The organism is Micromonospora sp. NPDC049366 (assembly GCF_044466625.1).
Taxonomy (GTDB): domain Bacteria; phylum Actinomycetota; class Actinomycetes; order Mycobacteriales; family Micromonosporaceae; genus Micromonospora.
This window is the reverse complement of sequence record NZ_JBITMV010000016.1, coordinates 1-18,313: the sequence shown is the minus strand read 5'-3', so window position 1 is coordinate 18,313 and position 18,313 is coordinate 1. Positions and strand designations below refer to the sequence as shown.

Genomic DNA, 18,313 nt, shown 5'->3' with positions numbered 1-18,313 from the left:
GGTGCATGCCTTTCGTTCGCGACTGTGCGCTCAGAGGTGCCCGTCGAGACGGGCGAGCGGTTGGCCCGGCGCGACCGGGTCGTCGTGGTGGGCGAGCCACTCGGTGAGCACGCCGCTGTCGTGCGCGGTCACGTCGACCGGGCCCTGTCGGGTGGCGACGTGGCCGATCACCTGGCCGGCGCGGAGGGTACCGCCCTCGGCCAGGTCCCGCGCCGGCGCGAAGGTGCCGGCGGAGGGTGCCACCACGACCCGGAACTGGAGGGCCGGCTCGTGGCTCGGCGCCGCGCCGTGCCGCGCGATGAGGTCGCGCGCGGCCGGAAGGTCGTCCGGGGTGTTCAGAGTGACGATCTCGGGAGCGTCCGGACCCTTCAGCTCCCGCTTCACCAGCCCGGCCAGGGTGCCGGCCGGGGGAAGCTCGATGATGCCGGTGACGCCGAGGTCGGCCAGCGTCCGCATGCAGAGGTCCCAGCGGACCGGGGCGGTGACCTGGCGGACCAGCCGCTGCAGAAGGACCCGCCCGTGGTCGACGGCGGCGCCGTCACGGTTGGAGAGCAGGATCCGGGCCGGATCGGCCGGGGTGATCCCGGCGGCCACCCTCGCGAGCGCGGCCTCGGCCGGCGCCATGTACGGGGTGTGGAACGCGCCGGCCACCTGGAGCCGGATGACCCGGGCCTTCGCGGGCGGCTCGGCGGCGAGCTTGTCGAGGGCGTCCAGCGCGCCGGCGGCGACGATCTGGCCGGCGCCGTTGCGGTTGGCCGGGTGCAGCCCGTGCCTCTCGATCGCGGCGAGCACCTCGTCCGGGTCGCCGCCGAGCACGGCGGCCATCCCGGTCGGCTCCAGCGCGCACGCGGCGGCCATCTCCCGGCCCCGTACGCCGGCCAGGGTGATCGCGGCCTCGGCGGGGAGCACCCCGGCCAGGGCGGCCGCGCCCAGCTCGCCGACGCTGTGCCCGGCGGTGACCGCCACGTCGTGCATCGGCAGGTGCTCGGCGGCGAGCAGCGCGGCGGCGACCAGCAGCGGCTGGGTGCGCGCGGTGTCCTTGATCTCCTCGGCGTCCGCGGCCGTGCCCAGGGGCACCAGGTCGACCCCGGCCAGGGCCGACCACCAACGCAGGCGAGCCTCTGCGCCGGTCAGGTCGAGCCACGGAGTCAGGAAGCCGGGCTTCTGGGAACCCTGCCCGGGGGAAAGTACGGCGAGCACGTGTATGACTCTCCCGGATACGCGTGGGTAGCGCTGTGCCGCCCTCGACCAAACCGAACTAGGACGTTTGGAGAGATCCTACAAAGATCGGCGGTGGTCATCACCGGTCTGTGAGGATTTACTCACGGCTGGGCCCAATGTCTGGGTCGGGACCATCGGGACCACCGGGTCGAGGCGGCCGACGGTCAGGGCCACCTGCAGCGCGAAGGCGTCCCGGGGGGCGAGCGGCGAGAACCCGGTCACCTCGGCGATGCGCCGCAGCCGGTAGCGGACCGTGTTCGGGTGCACGAACAGCGCCCGGGCGGCGCTCTCCAGGGTGCCGCCGGCGGCGAAGAAGGCGTCCAGCGTCTCCAGCAGCTCGCCGCCGGCGCGGACCAGCACGGCGTACACGTCGTGCCGCAGCCGTCGGCGGGCCTCCGCGTCGCCGGCCAGGGCGCGCTCGGGCAGCAGATCACCGGCGGGCACCGGCCGGGGGGCGGTGGGCCAGGCCGGAGCGGCCCGGAACCCGGCCAGCGCGGCGCGGGCCGACTCGGTCGCCTCGTCCAGGCTCGGCACCGCCGGGCCGACCACCACCGGTCCCTCGCCGAACGCGCCGAGCAGCTTCCCGGTGGCGGCCACCGGGTCGGCCGCGCCGCCGAGCACGACGACCAGCCGGTCACCGTGCACGCCGCCGATCACCTCCGCGCCGATCCGGCGGGCCTGCCGGTACACCGTCTGCAGCACGGCGGAGACGTCCCCACCCGGGGACCGGCCCACCGCCACCGCCACCGGCGGCGCGTCCGTCCAGCCCAGCGCGGCGGCCCGACTGGCGAGCACGTCCGGTGAGTCGCCGCGCAGCAGGGCGTCGACCAGCAGCGCCTGCAGTCGGGCGTCCCACGCGCCGCGCGACTCGGCGGCGCGGGCGTACACCCGGGCGGCGGCGAACGCGATCTCCCGGGAGAAGCGCAGAACGGCGTCGCGGAGCTGCTGCTCCTCGCCCTCTGCGGCGAGGTGGGGCACCTGCTCCTCGACGACCTCGATCGTGATCTTGATCAGGGCCACGGTCTGCTGGAGGGTGATCGACCGGGCCAACGCCTGCGGCGCCGCGGCGAAGACCTCGTCGGACACCTCCTGGGTGCCCTCGGTGCTGCCTCCGCCCGAGCGGAGCCACTGCACCAGGGACCGGACGCCGGCCTGGGCCACCAGCATGACCCAGGAGCGCTGGTCGGCCGGCAGCGCCCGGAACCAGGGCAGGGTCTCGTCCATCCGGGCGACACTGCCGGTGGCCAGCGCACCCGCGGCGCGCTCGATCCGGCGCAGCGTCGCGCCCAGCTCCCCATCTCCCGGCTCGTTCCCCACGGCCCCAGCCTGACATGCCCTGAGCTGCGCCCCCACGGCGGGCACCACCGGGGCGGTCGGGCGGGCGGCTTCCACCCGTGTCGGGGCGCCCCGCCGGTCAGGACGACCGGCACGCGGACGCCCGTCCGGGCCCTGCGCGGCCCGTCGGTCCCGGCCAGTACGGTGTCAGGGCACGTCGGCGCCACCGCCGGCGGGCGGAGCGAGCGTGAGGAGACCGGGATGGCGCAGGGGGAGGCCGAGCACGGCTGCGCCCAGGGCGAGCCCTGCCGGCCGGGCCACCACGACCAGCCGGCGGCGGCCAAGCACCGGCGTCCCGTGGGCGCGATCCTGCCGGTCCCGGTGGAGCCGGCGGCTCACCGCCCGGCCGAGGCGCCCAGCCCTCGGCCCGCCGACGCTCCCGGCGTCCGGCCCGGCGAGGCTCCCGGCCCTCGGCCCGTCGAGGAGCAAGTCGGGGTCCCGCGACAGCGCAGCGGTGAGGTGGTCCCGTCGGTCGAGCCGGAGCCCGTGCCGGCGGTCTCGGGCTGCCGCAGCGACCTGCCGGGGTGGGCCGGCGCCCACCGGCACGGCGCGGTCCGCCCGCCGGCCCGCGCCGCCCGGCGCGAGCGCCCCCCACGTCGCTGGTGCTGACCCCGAGCTGACAACAGTGGGCCCCGGACGGGCGGCTGGGCCGGTCAGCGACGGCGGGCGGCTCGTCATCGGCTTGCGGCGCGTTCGCTCAACGTGCGTGACCCGGCCGGCGGGTGCGGCGCGTGCCGTGCAGGCGGGTGGCGCCGCGTCAGCGGGTGCGGCGACGGATGAGCAGCGCGATCCCGGCGAGGCCCGTGGTGATGACCAGCATCACCGCCACGTTGAGCAGCAGCAGACGCTGAAGCTCCCCGAGCGCCTCGTCGATGTCCTCGGCCGGGTTCAGCGAGTCCTCCGGGATCACCCGCTCGCCACCGCCGATGCCGCCGCTGACCGTGTCGTACTGCCGCTCGAGCGGCACCCCGGCGGTGCGCAGCGTCTCCGACATGGAGAGTCGGCCGAGGAACCACCCGGCAGTGCTCTTGCGCGCGTCCGGCTGCTTGGCGGGGCGGTAGATGCGCGGGCCGCCGGCGGCCTTCGGGTAGAGGTCGTACGTCTGCTTCGGCGCGTCACCGGCGAGCACCACGATCGTGTACTTCGGACCGAGATCCGCCTGCTTCGGCCCGGTGGCCGCACCCGTGCGCGGCAGGAAGCTGACCTGGTCGATCAGCGCGTTGACCTGGGCCGCCTGGGTGTCGGTGCGCAGGCGCAGCGGCTCGGTGAGGCCGGTGCCGGTGATGTCCACGCCCGGCGGCGGCTTCGGCGCGGCCTGCGCCGGGCCGGCGAGGCCGTTCGACAGGGCCAGCGCGAGGGCGCCCACCAGCACGGCGGCGAGCCTTCTCACCTGTCGGACCATCGCCGCCTCCTCGCCCCGTTCGATGGATGGCTTCGCTGCGCCTGACGTGCCGGTCCCGCCGATGGTGTCGACTCGCCGCGCGGGCGAGCGCCCACCTTCAAGACTCCGCAGAATGTCGTTTGGTTGCAGCACGTGGAACAGTTATTGGAACTATCTGCGATCTCGGCCCGACTAATCAGCAGCCGTTGATCAGCGGGCGGATCGTACCTTTCAGGAGGGGTTCATGGGGGGCAGGGTCGCACGTGTGGCGGGGCTGGTGCCAGGGGTGCTCGGCGTGGCGCTCGGTGTGTCGTTGCTGGTGCCGGCGACGCCGGCGTGGGCGCACAACTCGCTGACCGGCAGCGATCCCCGCGACGGTGCCCGCGTGGCCGCCGCGCCGGAGCGGATCGAGCTGCGTTTCCTGTCCCGGCTGGACCCGGGTACGACGAAGATCACAGTTGCCGGACCGGACAATGTGGATGCTGCCGGCGGGGCGCCGACCTTCTCCGGCAGCCGCGTCCGGGTGCCGTTCAAGCCCGGCGCGGCCGGCCTCTACATCGTCGGCTACCAGGTGGCCTCCAGCGACGGGCACCCGATCACCGGCGAGGTCCGGTTCACCCTCACCACCGGCACCCCGGCCGACCCGTCGGCCTCCCCGGCGTCCCCGGGCGGCGCGCCCGCGACGAGCGGTGGCACCGCCCCCGCCACCCCGACGACCAGCCCGTCAACCGCGTCGGCCGCTCCCGGCACCCCCAGCGTGAGCCCGACCGCGGCGATCGTGCCGGCCTCCGACGAGCAGGGCGGCCCGAGCGGCTGGCTCTGGGCCCTCGGTGGCCTGGTGGTGCTCGCGGCCCTGGCGGCGGGTCTGCTGCTGCGCCGCCGCGCCGCCCGCCGCTGACCGCCCACGGCGGCGCCGGGCCAGGTCCAGCGGACTGGACGACCGGCCCGGCCGCCGCCGGCGGAACCTCAGACCAGGCGGACTCGGGCGGCGCGCAGCCGGGTGAGGGTGCGCTCGCGGCCGAGCACCTGCAGCGACTCGAACAGCGGCAGCCCCACGGTCCGGCCGGTGACGGCGACCCGGACGGGTGCCTGCGCCTTGCCGAGCTTGAGACCCCGCTCGGCGCCGACCGCCTCCAGGGCTGCCTTGGTGGACTCCGCGTCCCAGGACTCCAGCGCCTCGAACGCGGCGATGGCCCCGTCGAGCAGCTCCGCGGAGCCCTCCTTCATCGCCTTGGCCCAGGCCGCCTCCTCGATCAGCGGCGTTGCCAGGAAGAGGAAGTCGACGTTGGGCACGATCTCGCTGAGCACCGCGATCCGGGTCTGGGCCAGCGGGGCGACGGCGGCGAAGACGTCCGCGTCGAACTCCTCCGGCTGCCACGGCGGCGGCGCGATGGTCCCGGTGCCGGTCAGCCACGGCTGGCAGGCGTCGACGAAGTCCTCGACCGACAGGGCCCGGATGTACTCGCCGTTGAACGCGCGCAGCTTCTTCTCGTCGAAGAACGCCGGCGAGGGGTTCACGTCCTCCAGCCGGAACTCCTGCTCGATGACCGACCACGGGACGATCTCCCGGTCGCCGGAGGGCGCCCAGCCGAGCAGCATCAGGTAGTTGCGCATCGCGTCGGCCAGGTAACCCTCGTCCCGGTACGCCTCGAGCGCGACCTTGTCGCGGCGCTTGGAGAGCTTCTGGCGCTTCTCGTTGACGACCACCGGCACGTGCGCCCAGACCGGCGGCTTGACCCCGAGGGCGTCCCAGAGCAGCTGCTGCTTGGGCGTGTTGGGCAGGTGCTCCTCGGCCCGGATCACGTGCGTGATGCCCATGGTCATGTCGTCGACGACGTTGGCCAGCAGGAACACGGGGGAGCCGTCGCCGCGGGCGATGACGAAGTCCTCGATGAGCTTGTTCTCGAAGGTGGGCTCACCGCGGATCAGGTCGACCACCACTGTCTCGCCCTCGTCCGGCGTACGGAAGCGCAGCGCCCGCCCCTCGCCCGGGCCGAGCCCCTTGTCCCGGTGGTAGCCGTCGTAGCCGGCGTACTGGGAGCCGGTGCGGGCCTGCACGTCCTCCCGGGTGCAGTCGCAGTAGTACGCCCGGCCCGAGTCGTAGAGCCGCTGGGCGGCGGCCCGGTGCTCGTGGGCGTTCTCCGACTGGAAGTGGGGGCCCTCGTAACTGGTGCGCTCGATGCCGATCCAGTCCAGCGCGGAGAGGATCCCCTCGGTCCACTCGGGCTTGTTGCGCGCCGCGTCGGTGTCCTCGATGCGGAGCACGAACACCCCGCCCTGCTGCTTGGCGTAGATCCAGTTCTGCAGGGCCGAGCGGGCGCCGCCGACGTGGAACATACCGGTCGGGGAGGGGGCGAAGCGTACACGTACCGTCACGTCCCCAGCCTACGGCGCGGCGCCACCGGTTTCGGCCAGGGGTGCCGCTCAGGGCACCGAGCGGATCTTCACCACCAGGGCGCTGCCGAGCAGCGTCACCCCGGCCGTCACCGCGTAGAGCGTCGGGTATCCGCCCAGATGCACCACGATCGGCGCGGAGAGCGCCGGGCCGAGGACCTGCGGCGCGGAGTTCGCGATGTTGATCACCCCGAGGTCCTTGGCCCGGTCGGTGGCCCGGGGCAGCACCTGGGTGATCAACGCCGCGTCCACCGACAGGTAGACGCCGTAGCCGGCGCCGAGCAGCAGCGCGGCGACCACCGCCATCGACCAGACCGGGGCGACCGCCAGCAGCGTCGCCGCGACGGCCATGATCAGACCCGAGGTCATCACGAAGACCTTGCGCCGGCCGGAGCGGTCGGAGAGCCGACCCGCGACCACCGCCGTGAGCATCATGCCCAGCGTGTAGAGCAGGATGAGCACCAGCAGGGAGCCCTCCGGGTCGGGCACCCGGACGCCGTCGGTGAGGAAGTACAGCAGGTAGAGCGTGCCCAGCGCGTTGCCCGTCTGCACCAGGAACCGGGTGAACCAGGCCCAGGCGAAGTCGGGGTGCCGGCGAGGGCTGATCCACATCGAGGCCACCAGGGCGCGGAGCCGGAACGCCGGCCGATGTGCCCGGGGGAGCGGGTCGTCGGCGGTCAACAGCGCGAACGGCAGCGCCAGGACCAGCACGGCGAGCGCGATCGCGCGGTAGCCGGCCGCGTTGCCGGTGACCACGGCGGTGACCAGCACCGCGCCGAGGACCAGCCCGAGGGCCTGCGGGATGCCCACCCAGCCGGAGACGCCGCCACGCTGCGCGACCGGCACCCGGTCGGGGACGGCGGCGGTGAGGCTGGCCAGCATCGCGTTGAAGCAGACCTGGGCGGCGACCCAGAGCAGGGTCACCCCGAGCACGGTCCGCTGCTCGGCGAGCAGCACCAGGGCCAGCGCGCCCAGCAGCGCCCCGCCCGCGGTCCAGACGTGCCGGCGGCCGAACTCCCGCCCGGCCACCCGCAGGCAGGTGCGGTCGGACAGCGCGCCCGCGAGCGGGTTGGCGAGCACCGCGGCGAGCGCCCCGACGCCGGTGACGACGGCCAGCATCGCCTCCTTGTCGCCCGGTGCGATCCGCTCGATCTGCTGTGGCAGCAGCACCTGGATGGGGGTGAAGAAGGCCATCCACACGCCGAGGTTGGCCGAGAAGATCAACGCGATCCAGCCCCGCCGGACCGGTGCCGTCGGCTCGGCCAGCGCCGCCGGCAGCGACGTCGGTGTCGGGTCGACGGTGGTCACCGCGCCGACCCCCGGCGCGTCGCCGCGATGACGTCCCGCAGCCAGGCGTACGAGGACTTCGGGGTGCGGGCCTGACTGGCGTAGTCGACGTGGACCAGGCCGAAGCGTTTCGTGAAGCCCTCGGCCCACTCCCAGTTGTCGAGCAGCGACCAGACGAAGTAGCCGCGTACGTCGACCCCGTCGTCCAGCGCGGCGCGGACCGCCCGCAGGTGCCCGTCGAGGTAGGCGATCCGGTCCGGGTCGTGCACCCGTGCGTCCGGGCCGGGCGCGTCGTCGTACGCGCAGCCGCTCTCGGTGATCTCGATGGGTGGCAGCCCGTCGCCGTAGCTGCGGTGCAGCCAACCGAGCAGCTCGTGCAGCCCGTCGGGGGCCACCGGCCAGTCGAACGCGGTGCGCGGATAGCCGTCGAGGGGCACCAGGTCGAACGGCAGGGGTGAGCCGTCCTCCGGGGCCCGTACGCCGGTCGGGTTGTAGTAGTTGACCCCCAGCACGTCGATCGGGGCGGCGATGGTCGCCAGGTCGCCGTCGTGGACGAGCGACGGGTCGGTGACCGTGCCGTCCGGGTAGCCCCGGCCGAGCAGCGGGTCGGTGAAGAGTCGGTTGTGCAGCGCCTCGTACGCGGCGCCGGCGGCCCGGTCGGCGTCGGTGTCGCCGAACACCCGCACCGGCGAGTAGTTGTTGGCGATGGCGACCGGGCTCGTGGTGCGGGCGCGCAGCGCGGCGACCGCGAGCCCGTGCCCGAGCAGTTGGTGGTGGGCGGCCGGGAAGGCGTCGAAGAGCAGCATCCGGCCGGGGGCGTGCACGCCCATCCCGTAGCCGAGGCTCATGTGGATGAACGGCTCGTTCAGCGTGATCCAGAGCCGGACCCGGTCCCCGAGCCGGGCGGCGACCAGGTCGGCGTACGCGGCGAACCGGTGCGCGGTGTCCCGTGCGAGCCAGCCGCCGGCGTCCTCCAGGGGCTGCGGCAGATCCCAGTGGTACAGGGTCGCCACCGGGTCGATCCCGTGAGCGAGCAGGTCGTCGACCAGCCGGTCGTAGAAGTCCAGCCCTTCGGCGCGGACCGGCCCGGCGCCATCCGGCTGCACCCGGGGCCAGGCGATCGAGAACCGGTACGCGTCGACGCCCATCCCGGCCAGCAGGGCGACGTCCTCGCGGTGGCGGTGGTAGTGGTCGCAGGCCACGTCGCCGGTGCTGCCGTCGACGACGCGACCGGGGGAGTGGGCGAACGTGTCCCAGATGGACGGCCCGCGTCCGCCCGCGTCGACCGCACCCTCGATCTGGTAGGCGGAGGTGGAGACGCCCCAGCGGAATCCGGCGGGGAACTGCGGCATCGGTGCGGTCGGCATGCGCCCTCCCGGTCAACATGAAACGTGCTCGGGACTTTAGGACGCCGTCGGCGAATGCGCCATAGGCCGCGATGACTCGGTGCGCAATGGTTTTCGGCGTGTCTTTTTCCAAACCCGTCCAGGTACGTCCGAATTTGCGCATAGAGTGCCGATATCGTGGGATGTCCTCACTGGAGGAAGACGGAAATGATCCTCGTGGAACGCAGTGCGCACGTGGCGGCGCCGGTGGAAGCGGTCTGGGACGTCGTGCAGCGGGCCGAGCAGTTGCCGGCCTGGCTGGCGGGAGTCCGCGCGGCCGAGGTGCTCTCGGGGGAGGGCTTCGGGCGGCGGCAACGGGTCCAGGCCGGGCGTGGCGCGGCGCATGAGGCTGAAGTGATCGCCTATCAGGAGCCGACCCTCATCGGGTGGCGCGAACGCGCCAAGGGCGCCGGCGCCCGGGCCGAGGCGCGCACCGAGATCTATGTGCAACTCACTCCCGACGAGGAGGAGGGCGGCACCGTCGTGCGGCTGATCGTCGTACGCTGGCCGGCCGGTCCGGTCAAGGCCGCTCTGCTCCGGCTCGGTCTGCGCCGGGTCGGCGCCGACCTGGAGGACTCGTTGGCCCGGCTGACCGACCTGGCCGCCGTCGGCTGACCGGGCCCGTCCCCGGCGTCGCCCGCGATGGCGGTGGCCCGGCGTCCCCGCCAGGGACCCCGGGCCACCGCCCTACCCACCCGCGCCCGCGCGCCCGTGGCGCCCCGCCCGCGCGGCGCCCGTGGCGCCCGTGGCGCCCCGCCCGCGCGCCCGTGGCTCCGTCGATCATGCAGTTGTGGTGGTGGACGAAACGCGCTCATCGGGGCGTACCTGGCACCACAAGTCCATGATCGACGAGATCAGGGGGCTGAGATGCGCGAAGGGCCCGTGCCAGTGGCACGGGCCCTTCGTTCGTGACGCGGTCTAGCTGTCGCCGCCGGTCTCACCGACCGGGGCCGCGTGGACGTCGTCGATCGCGTACTTCTTCGCCGCCTCGGCCGGCACGGTGGCCGGCACCGCGCCGCGGAGCGCGAGCTGCCGCAGCGTGGCGACCACGATCGACTCCGCGTCGACGTGGAAGTGCCGGCGCAGGGCGTGCCGGGTGTCCGACATGCCGAAGCCGTCGGTGCCCAGCGAGGTGTAGTCACCCGGCACCCAGCGGGCGATCAGGTCCGGCACCGCCCGCATGAAGTCGCTGACCGCGACCTTCGGCCCGTCGGCGTCGGCCAGCTTCTGCTGGATGTACGGCACCCGCTGCTCGGCGCCCGGGTTGAGCAGGTTGTGCTCCTCGCACTCCACCGCGTCGCGACGCAGCTCGGTCCACGAGGTCACCGACCAGACGTCGGCGGCCACCCCCCAGTCCTGGGCGAGCAGCTGCTGCGCCTTGAGCGCCCACTGCATCCCGGTGCCGGAGGCGAGCACGTTCGCCTTCGGCGCGTCCCCGTCGACCTGCGGGGCGGGGGAGTAGCGGTGGATGCCCTTGAGGATGCCCTCGACGTCCACGCCCTCCGGCTCGGCCGGCTGGAAGATCGGCTCGTTGTAGACGGTGAGGTAGTAGAAGACGTTCTCCTGCGCCTCGCCGTACATCCGGTGCAGGCCGTTCTCCATGATGTGCGCGATCTCGAAGGAGAACGCCGGGTCGTACGCGACCACCGCCGGGTTGGTGGCGGCGATCAGCAGCGAGTGCCCGTCCTCGTGCTGCAGGCCCTCACCGTTGAGCGTCGTCCGCCCCGCGGTCGCGCCGAGCAGGAAGCCCCGCGCCATCTGGTCGGCGGCCGCCCACAGCCCGTCGGCGGTCCGCTGGAACCCGAACATCGAGTAGAAGATGTACATCGGGATCATCGGCTCGTCGTGCGTGGCGTACGACGAGCCCGCAGCGGTGAACGAGGCGACCGAGCCGGCCTCGTTGATGCCCTCGTGCAGGATCTGCCCGGTCGTCGACTCCTTGTAGGACAGGAACAGCTCCCGGTCCACCGAGGTGTAGCGCTGGCCGTGCGGCGAGTAGATCTTCGCGGTCGGGAAGATCGAGTCCAGGCCGAAGGTGCGCGCCTCGTCCGGGATGATCGGCACCCAGCGCTTGCCGAACTCCTTGTCCTTCATGATGTCCTTGAGCAGGCGGACGAAGGCCATCGTGGTGGCCACCTTCTGCTTGCCCGAGCCGCGCTTGACGTCGGCGAACCGCTCCGGCCCCGGGATGACCAGCTTCTTCGAGCTGGTGCGCCGCGACGGCAGGTAGCCGCCGAGCTGCTCGCGCCGCTCCCGCAGGTACTGCATCTCGTCGGACTTGTCGTCCGGGCGGTAGTACGGCGGCAGGTAGGGGTTCCCCTCCAGCGCCGAGTCCGGGATGTCCAGGTAGAGCCGGTCGCGGAAGGTCTTCAGGTCCTCCAGCGTCAGCTTCTTCATCTGGTGGGTGGCGTTGCGGCCCTCGAAGTGCGAGCCGAGCGTCCAGCCCTTGATCGTCTTGGCGAGGATGACCGTCGGCTGCCCGGTGTGCTCGGTGGCCGCCTTGTAGGCCGCGTAGAGCTTCCGGTAGTCGTGGCCGCCGCGCTTGAGGTTCCAGATCTCGTCGTCGCTCAGGTGCTCGACCATCTTGCGGGTGCGCGGGTCGCGCCCGAAGAAGTGCTCCCGGACGTACGCCCCGGACTCCGCCTTGTAGGTCTGGTAGTCGCCGTCGGGCGTGGTGTTCATGAGGTTCACCAGCGCGCCGTCGGTGTCCGCCGCGAGCAGCGGGTCCCACTCGCGGCCCCAGACCACCTTGATCACGTTCCAGCCGGCGCCCCGGAAGAAGGCCTCCAGCTCCTGCATGACCTTGCCGTTGCCCCGCACGGGGCCGTCCAGCCGCTGCAGGTTGCAGTTGATCACGAACGTGAGGTTGTCGAGCTCCTCGCGGGCGGCCACGCCGATCGCGCCGAGGGTCTCCGGCTCGTCCATCTCGCCGTCACCGAGGAACGCCCAGACGTGCTGGTCGGACGTGTCCTTGATGCCGCGGTGGTGCAGGTAGCGGTTGAACCGCGCCTGGTAGATCGCGTTCAGGCCGCCCAGACCCATCGAGACGGTGGGGAACTCCCAGAAGTCGGGCATCAGCCGCGGGTGCGGGTACGACGGCAGGCCGCCGCCCGGGTGGGACAGCTCCTGGCGGAACCCGTCGAGCTGGTCCTCGCTGAGCCGACCCTCCAGGAACGCCCGCGCGTACATGCCGGGGGAGGCGTGGCCCTGGTAGAAGATGTGGTCGCCGCCGCCCGGGTGGTTCTTGCCCCGGAAGAAGTGGTTGAAGCCCACCTCGTAGAGCGACGCGGAGCTGGCGAAGGTGGAGATGTGGCCACCGACGCCGATCTCCGGGCGCTGGGCCCGGTGCACCAGCATCGCGGCGTTCCACCGGATGTAGGCCCGGATCCGCCGCTCGACGTGCTCGTCACCCGGGAACCAGGGCTCCCGCTCCGGCGCGATGGTGTTGATGTAGTCCGTGGTGGTCAGGGACGGCACCCCGACCTGGCGCTCGCGGGCCCGCTCCAGCAGGCGCAGCATCACGTAACGGGCGCGCTTGGTTCCGCGCTCGTCGATGACCCCGTCGAGCGACTCGACCCATTCGCTGGTTTCTTCTGGGTCGATGTCCGGAAGCTGGCTCGGCAGGCCGGCGGTGATCACCGGGCGCTTGCGTTCCGTAGCCACAGGCGGTCCCTCGGTTGTGTGTGGGATAGGTCTCTAGCGCCATCCTGCCCCCTCGTGGCACTCGGCGTCACGTCTAGGTCCCCCCGACGCGACGCTGAACACAGGTACCCACCAGTAACTTTGTGCCATCGTCCGCCCTGCCCCGCCGGCTTGTCCGATCTCCCTACCCTGCCGGCATGAGATGGGCATCGAGGGTGCTCGCCGTGACGATGACGGCCGTCGGTCTGGCCGGCGCGGTGGCCGGCACGATCGCCGCCCGGCTCCGGACTCCCGACGCGCTGATGATCACCGCGCTCGGTGCGATCCTCGCCGTGCTCGGCGTCGGCCTGCTGCGCGACCTGCGACGACCGCGGCCCGCCGCCCGCCGACGCGACGACGCGGCCGGAGGTGTCCTGCCGACGTACCCGACGGGCGATGGCGGAGCAGACACCGGCGGCGGCTGGTCGGGTGGGGGTGACTCCGGTGGCGGCGGGTCGTAGGCCGGGCCGGCATCGTCGGTGCCGGCGACCTCGACGACCGCCCCGCCACGCTGCGGCAGAATGCGACGTATGCGAAGTGACGTGATCACCGTCCAGACCGGCCCCCGGGCGACCGTGCGGGACATCACCGCCGAGGCCCAGGGCTTCGTCTCCGGACAGGGGGACGGGCTGCTGCACGTCTTCGTGCCGCACGCCACCGCCGGGCTGGCGATCATCGAGACCGGCTCCGGCTCCGACGACGACCTGCTCAACGCCCTGGGCGACCTGCTCCCCGCCGACGACCGGTGGCGTCACCGGCACGGCTCGCCCGGCCACGGCCGAGACCACGTGCTCCCGGCCTTCCTTCCGCCGTACGCGACCCTGCCCGTGCTCGCCGGCCGCCTCGTGCTCGGCACCTGGCAGTCGCTCTGCCTGGTGGACACCAACGGCGACAACGTCACCCGCCAGGTCCGCCTATCCTTCCTGCCCGGCTGAGCCCGCCCCGCCGCCCCGCCGTCCCGCTTCCGCTCCGCCCCGCTCCGCTTCCGCCATCGCACTCGTTCATGGAAAGAGTGCTCACTCCCGCACGGTGTGAGCACTCTTTCCGCGATCGAGTGCTCAGGGGCCGACCGAGTCACTCGTGCCGGACTGGGCGCGGGTGGCCCCCGTCGGTAATGCTGTCCGACGTGACCACCCCGCACGATCTCGACGACCGGGTCCGGGAGACGCTCGCCGCGCTGGCCGCCCCACCACGGCGGCGTGACCCGGCCGAGCCGGTCTCCGACGGCGCGACGCTGACCGGCGCGCAGGCGCTCGCCCTCTTCGACGCGCAGGTCACCAGCCGGCAGCTCGACCTGGCCGGCCGCTGGCTGCGGAGCTTCGGCGAGGGCTTCTACACCATCGGCTCCGCCGGCCACGAGGGCAACGCCGCGGTCGCCGCCGTGCTGCGCCCCACGGACCCGGCGCTGCTGCACTACCGCTCCGGCGCGTTCTACTGCGTCCGGGCCGCCCAGGCCGCCGCCGAGGGTCCCGCCGCCGACGGCCCCGCGGCCGTAGACCCCGCGGCCGTAGACCCCGCGGCCGTGGGCGCCACCGTCGAGGGCCCCGCCGCCGTGGGCCCCGCCGCCGACAGGTCGGCTGCCGACCTACCCGGGGCGACCGCCGCGAACGGGACCGCCCCGGTCGACCCCTCCGACCCGTCCAGCCCGGCGGGCGGCCCCGCCCCGGTCGGCGCGGTCGAGGGTGCCGCAACGACCACCTCGGCCGGCGGTGCCGACACGTCCGTCGACGGGCCGGCGACCGACGGCACCGCCGACGCGCGGGCCGAGCGGTCCGACGGGTTCAGGACCACCGGCTCGCCCGCCCGGGCCTCCGAGGATTCGGGGACCACCGACCGGGAGGCCGCCGGACCTGCCGCGGGCGAGGTCGAGCGGCCCTGGGCGTACGCCGAGGCGGCGCGGGACGTGCTGCGCGGAATGGTCGCCTCGGCCGAGGAGCCGGTCGCGGGCGGGCGGCACAAGGTCTTCGGCCACCCCGACCTCGCCGTGGTGCCGACCACGTCCACGATCGCCTCGCACCTGCCCCGCGCGGTCGGGATGGGGCTGGCCGTCGAGCGGCTGCGCCGACGGGAGGCCCGCCGGGTCGGCGGTGGCGTCCGGATCGGCAGCGGCGGCGGCGCGGAGCACGCACCGTGGCCGGCGGACGCGATCGTCGTCTGCTCGTTCGGTGACGCCTCGGTCAACCACGCGAGCGCGACGGCCGCCCTGAACACCGCCGGCTGGTACGACCACACGGGTCTGCGCATTCCGGTGCTCTTCGTGTGCGAGGACAACGGGCTCGGCATCAGCGTCCGCTCGCCGCGGGGTTGGGTGGAGACGACGCTACGGTCCCGGCCGGGGATCCGCTACTTCACCGCCGACGGCAGCGACCTGTTCCAGGCGTACGCCGTGGCGAGCGAGGCGGCCGAGTGGGTGCGCCGGCACCGGCGTCCCGCCGTGCTGCACCTGCGCACGGTACGGCTGATGGGGCACGCCGGCGCGGACGCGGAGACCGCGTACCGCAGCCCGGCCGAGCTCGCCGCGGACCTGGACCGGGACCCGCTCACCGCGACCGCCCGGCTGCTGGTGGAGGCGGGCGTGGCCGACGGCGCGGAGCTGCTGGCCCGGTACGACGACATCGGCTGGCAGGTCCGTCGGGTGGCCGAGGAGGTCATCGGCGAGCCGAAGCTCGCCGACGCGGCCCAGGTGGTCGCCCCGCTGGCGCCCCGGCGCCCGGCCCGGGTGTCCCGGGCGATCGGCGACGCGGCGGCCCGCGCCGGTGGTGCCGGCGCCGCCGCCCGGGCCGAGGCGTTCGGCGGCAAGCCGCCGGAGCTGACCGGCCCGCTGACCCTCGCGCAGAGCATCAACGCGGCGCTCGCCGACGGGATGCTCGACCACCCGCAGATGGCGGTCTTCGGGGAGGACGTGGCCGCGAAGGGCGGGGTGTACGGCGTCACGAAGGGGCTGCGTGACCGGTTCGGGCCGGCCCGGGTGTTCGACACCCTGCTCGACGAGACGTCGGTGCTGGGGCTGGGGCTGGGCGCCGGGCTGGCCGGGATGCTGCCGGTGCCCGAGATCCAGTACCTGGCGTACCTGCACAACGCCGAGGACCAGCTCCGCGGTGAGGCGGCGACGATGCAGTTCTTCTCCCGGGGGGCGTTCCGCAACCCGATGGTGGTGCGCGTCGCCGGGCTCGCGTACCAGGAGGGGTTCGGCGGGCACTTCCACAACGACAACTCGGTGGCCGTACTCCGGGATGTGCCCGGCCTGGTCATCGCGGTGCCGGCGCGGCCGGACGACGCCGCGCCCATGCTGCGGACCTGCCTGGCCAGCGCGGCGGTGGACGGCAGCGTCTGCGTGTTCCTGGAGCCGATCGCGCTCTACCACACCCGTGACCTGTACGGCGACGGCGACGGCGAGTGGCTCGCCGGCTACGCCGAGCCGGGCGCGTGGGTGAGCGGTCACGTGCCGATCGGCCGCGCCCGCGTGTACGGGGTGGGCTCGGCCGAGGACCTGACCATCATCACCTTCGGTAACGGCGTACGGATGTCGCTGCGCGCGGCGGCCACGCTCGCGGGCGAGGGGGTCGGCACCCGGGTGGTGGACCTCCGATGGCTCGCCCCGCTGCCGGTCGCGGACATCATCCGGGAGGCGTCGGCGACCGGCCGGGTGCTGGTGGTGGACGAGACGCGTCGGTCCGGCGGGGTCGGGGAGGGTGTGCTCGCCGCCCTGGTCGATGCCGGATATGTCGGTGCGGCGCGGCGAGTAGCCGGAGTTGACTCGTTTGTACCATTAGGCCCGGCAGCGCGTCAGGTTCTGGTCTCGGAGGAAGCCATTACCGAGGGTGCCCGCACGCTCCTGGCACGGTAAATTCCGTTCCACCCGGTGCGCCACTTGCGCGGGGAGCCACAACTGTGTGGACTTTGCCTGACGGCGTCGACCGGACGCCGCGAGCAGGGACGAGATGAGGAGGCACGCGACAGTGAGCGCGACCGCTGGTCAGGCCGCCGACGGGGTACGCAGCCTGGCGGACCGGTTCGGTATCGAGCCGGGGATGGTCGTCATGGAGATGGGGTACGACGACGACGTCGACCAGGATCTCCGGGACGCCCTCACCGACCGCTCTGGAGACCTCGTCGACGAGGACACCGACGAGGTCGTCGACGCGGTGCTGGTCTGGTACCGCGACGGCGACGGTGATCTCTTCGAGATCCTCGTCGACGCCCTCGGCCCGCTGGCCGACAACGGGGTCGTGTGGCTGCTGACGCCGAAGGCGGGGCGCGACGGGCACGTGGAGCCCAGCGAGATCGCCGAGTCCGCTCCCACCGCCGGCCTCCAGCAGACCTCGACGATCAACGCCGGCCGCGACTGGAGCGGGGCCCGGCTGGTCCTGCGCCGCGGGGCCAAGGCCAAGAAGTAGCCGCCCCGGCAGGCCACCGCCCACCGCGGCAGCCCAGGTCACCCGGCGGGGACGCCGCCGGGTCGGCAGGCCCGTGCCGTTCCACCGCAGGCGAGGAGTCCCGCATGCCCATCGAGGTCGGCGCGCAGGCGCCGGACTTCGCCCTCAAGGACCAGAACAACCAGGAGGTACGCCTCTCCGACTTCCGGGGCAGGCGTACCGTGCTGCTGGTCTTCTACCCGCTCGCCTTCAGCGGCACCTGCCAGGGCGAGCTGACCGAGATCCGGGACAACCTCGACGACTTCGTCAACGACGACGTCCAGGTGCTCACTGTCAGCGTCGACTCGATCTTCAGCCACAAGGTGTGGGCCGAGCGGGAGGGCTACCGGTTCCCGATGCTCGCCGACTTCTGGCCGCACGGCGCGGTCGCCCAGGCGTACGGGGTCCTCAACGAGACCGCCGGCGTCGCCAACCGGGGCACCTTCGTGATCGACAAGGCCGGCGTGGTCCGCTTCGCCGAGATGAACATGCCGGGGCAGCGCCGCGACCAGCAGGGCTGGCGCAAGGCGCTGGCCGAGGCCGCCGGCTGAGATCCCACCGGCGACGCCATGCGACCGGGCCGGCGGCGAACAGGTAAGCTTGCCAGCCACCGGCCCGCCGTACGGGCGTTCCGGGCGCGTAGCTCAGTGGGAGAGCACTCGCCTTACAAGCGAGGGGTCGCAGGTTCGAAACCTGCCGCGCCCACCCTCCATCACCAGCCGAAACCGCCCCAGGAAGATCACTCCCCGGGGCGGTGGCAGCAACGGTGACAGCAGTAGTGGTTACGAGAGCCGTCCGTCGAGCTTCCCGAGCGCCTGACGCATAGCGTCGAGGTTGGCATGCGAGTAGACCTTCAGCGTGATCTTCACGTCGGCGTGCCGGGCGATGGCCTGTACGACGTGCGGCGGGACACCTAGCTCCATCAGCAGCGACACGACCGTGTGCCGTAGGTCGTGTAGCCGGACGTCTGGGCAGCCGGCCACCTCCCGCAAGGCGGCGAAGTGACGGTTCAGGTTGCGGGGCTCTATCGGTGTGCCGACCTCTGAGGGGAAGACCAGGCCGTGTTCCTGCCACACCTCAGCCAACCGAGAACGTTCCTTGCGCTGCCGTTCTTGGTGCCCCCCCTGTCACGCTGATGTGAGACAGCCCGTCTACCAGGGGATACTCTTCCTGGACGGCCCTGAGGAGAGCACATCAGCATGACGTCGAAGCCC

At 73.2% G+C, this 18,313-nt stretch carries 15 protein-coding genes, 1 tRNA gene and 2 pseudogenes; 10 read left to right on the top strand and 8 right to left on the bottom strand.

Going from position 1 to position 18,313, the window contains the following annotated elements:
• Nucleotides 1-30: 30 nt before the first annotated feature.
• Together ACIBTV_RS22255 and ACIBTV_RS22250 are read right to left on the bottom strand one after the other, a co-directional pair.
• The gene (locus ACIBTV_RS22255; RefSeq protein WP_396707656.1) at nucleotides 31-1,200 is read right to left on the bottom strand and encodes an acyltransferase domain-containing protein; all 1,170 of its coding nucleotides are present in this window, start codon (nucleotides 1,198-1,200) and stop codon (nucleotides 31-33) included.
• A 78-nt stretch (nucleotides 1,201-1,278) separates the two neighbouring features.
• Nucleotides 1,279-2,538, bottom strand: coding sequence for a PucR family transcriptional regulator (locus tag ACIBTV_RS22250; RefSeq protein ID WP_396707654.1), 1,260 nt, complete (start codon nucleotides 2,536-2,538; stop codon nucleotides 1,279-1,281).
• A gap of 219 nt (nucleotides 2,539-2,757) precedes the next feature.
• Here ACIBTV_RS22250 and ACIBTV_RS22245 point away from each other — a divergent pair, with 219 nt between their 5' ends.
• Nucleotides 2,758-3,165: a hypothetical protein gene (locus ACIBTV_RS22245; RefSeq protein ID WP_396707652.1), complete on the top strand. Its 408-nt coding sequence runs from the start codon at nucleotides 2,758-2,760 to the stop codon at nucleotides 3,163-3,165.
• 148 nt (nucleotides 3,166-3,313) lie between these two features.
• Here the strand turns inward: ACIBTV_RS22245 and ACIBTV_RS22240 are convergent, their stop codons facing one another.
• Nucleotides 3,314-3,958, bottom strand: a complete 645-nt coding sequence (locus ACIBTV_RS22240; RefSeq protein ID WP_396707650.1) for a hypothetical protein — start codon at nucleotides 3,956-3,958, stop codon at nucleotides 3,314-3,316.
• 223 nt (nucleotides 3,959-4,181) lie between these two features.
• Between ACIBTV_RS22240 and ACIBTV_RS22235 the strand changes: the two genes are divergently transcribed.
• Nucleotides 4,182-4,835: a copper resistance protein CopC gene (locus ACIBTV_RS22235; protein ID WP_396707648.1), complete on the top strand. Its 654-nt coding sequence runs from the start codon at nucleotides 4,182-4,184 to the stop codon at nucleotides 4,833-4,835.
• A 68-nt stretch (nucleotides 4,836-4,903) separates the two neighbouring features.
• Here the strand turns inward: ACIBTV_RS22235 and gltX are convergent, their stop codons facing one another.
• Genes gltX through ACIBTV_RS22220 form a run of 3 tightly spaced genes read right to left on the bottom strand, consistent with a single transcriptional unit; the run spans nucleotide 4,904 to nucleotide 8,985 of the window.
• Nucleotides 4,904-6,313 (bottom strand): glutamate--tRNA ligase, encoded by a 1,410-nt coding sequence (gene gltX / locus ACIBTV_RS22230; RefSeq protein ID WP_396707646.1) that lies wholly within the window; start codon nucleotides 6,311-6,313, stop codon nucleotides 4,904-4,906.
• Between the two features lie 48 nt (nucleotides 6,314-6,361).
• Nucleotides 6,362-7,639: an MFS transporter gene (locus ACIBTV_RS22225; protein WP_396707644.1), complete on the bottom strand. Its 1,278-nt coding sequence runs from the start codon at nucleotides 7,637-7,639 to the stop codon at nucleotides 6,362-6,364.
• Entirely contained in the window at nucleotides 7,636-8,985 is a 1,350-nt protein-coding gene (locus ACIBTV_RS22220; RefSeq protein ID WP_396707642.1) for a GH1 family beta-glucosidase, read from the bottom strand. The genes ACIBTV_RS22225 and ACIBTV_RS22220 overlap by 4 nt, the downstream gene beginning before the upstream one ends.
• A 186-nt stretch (nucleotides 8,986-9,171) precedes the next feature.
• Here ACIBTV_RS22220 and ACIBTV_RS22215 point away from each other — a divergent pair, with 186 nt between their 5' ends.
• The gene (locus ACIBTV_RS22215; RefSeq protein ID WP_091596218.1) at nucleotides 9,172-9,618 is read left to right on the top strand and encodes an SRPBCC family protein; all 447 of its coding nucleotides are present in this window, start codon (nucleotides 9,172-9,174) and stop codon (nucleotides 9,616-9,618) included.
• 303 nt (nucleotides 9,619-9,921) lie between these two features.
• Here the strand turns inward: ACIBTV_RS22215 and aceE are convergent, their stop codons facing one another.
• Complete coding sequence (gene aceE, locus ACIBTV_RS22210) at nucleotides 9,922-12,666, bottom strand: pyruvate dehydrogenase (acetyl-transferring), homodimeric type (protein ID WP_396707640.1); 2,745 nt, start codon at nucleotides 12,664-12,666, stop codon at nucleotides 9,922-9,924.
• 176 nt (nucleotides 12,667-12,842) lie between these two features.
• Between aceE and ACIBTV_RS22205 the strand changes: the two genes are divergently transcribed.
• From ACIBTV_RS22205 to ACIBTV_RS22175, 7 genes and pseudogenes are all read left to right on the top strand, one after another.
• Nucleotides 12,843-13,145 (top strand): hypothetical protein, encoded by a 303-nt coding sequence (locus ACIBTV_RS22205; RefSeq protein ID WP_396707638.1) that lies wholly within the window; start codon nucleotides 12,843-12,845, stop codon nucleotides 13,143-13,145.
• 69 nt (nucleotides 13,146-13,214) lie between these two features.
• Nucleotides 13,215-13,619 (top strand): YjbQ family protein, encoded by a 405-nt coding sequence (locus ACIBTV_RS22200; protein WP_396707636.1) that lies wholly within the window; start codon nucleotides 13,215-13,217, stop codon nucleotides 13,617-13,619.
• A 179-nt stretch (nucleotides 13,620-13,798) separates the two neighbouring features.
• A pseudogene (locus ACIBTV_RS22195) lies at nucleotides 13,799-14,137 on the top strand (transketolase); the annotation flags it as partial.
• A 429-nt stretch (nucleotides 14,138-14,566) separates the two neighbouring features.
• Nucleotides 14,567-16,531: pseudogene (locus ACIBTV_RS22190) on the top strand (thiamine pyrophosphate-dependent enzyme); the annotation flags it as partial.
• Nucleotides 16,532-16,643: 112 nt separating this feature from the next.
• Nucleotides 16,644-17,081, top strand: coding sequence for a DUF3052 domain-containing protein (locus tag ACIBTV_RS22185; RefSeq protein ID WP_396707634.1), 438 nt, complete (start codon nucleotides 16,644-16,646; stop codon nucleotides 17,079-17,081).
• A gap of 104 nt (nucleotides 17,082-17,185) precedes the next feature.
• Entirely contained in the window at nucleotides 17,186-17,650 is a 465-nt protein-coding gene (locus ACIBTV_RS22180; RefSeq protein ID WP_396707632.1) for a peroxiredoxin, read from the top strand.
• Between the two features lie 82 nt (nucleotides 17,651-17,732).
• Nucleotides 17,733-17,804 (top strand) — tRNA-Val (locus ACIBTV_RS22175).
• Nucleotides 17,805-17,881: 77 nt separating this feature from the next.
• Here the strand turns inward: ACIBTV_RS22175 and ACIBTV_RS22170 are convergent.
• Nucleotides 17,882-18,175, bottom strand: coding sequence for a tyrosine-type recombinase/integrase (locus ACIBTV_RS22170; RefSeq protein WP_396707964.1), 294 nt, complete (start codon nucleotides 18,173-18,175; stop codon nucleotides 17,882-17,884).
• Nucleotides 18,176-18,313 lie beyond the last annotated feature (138 nt).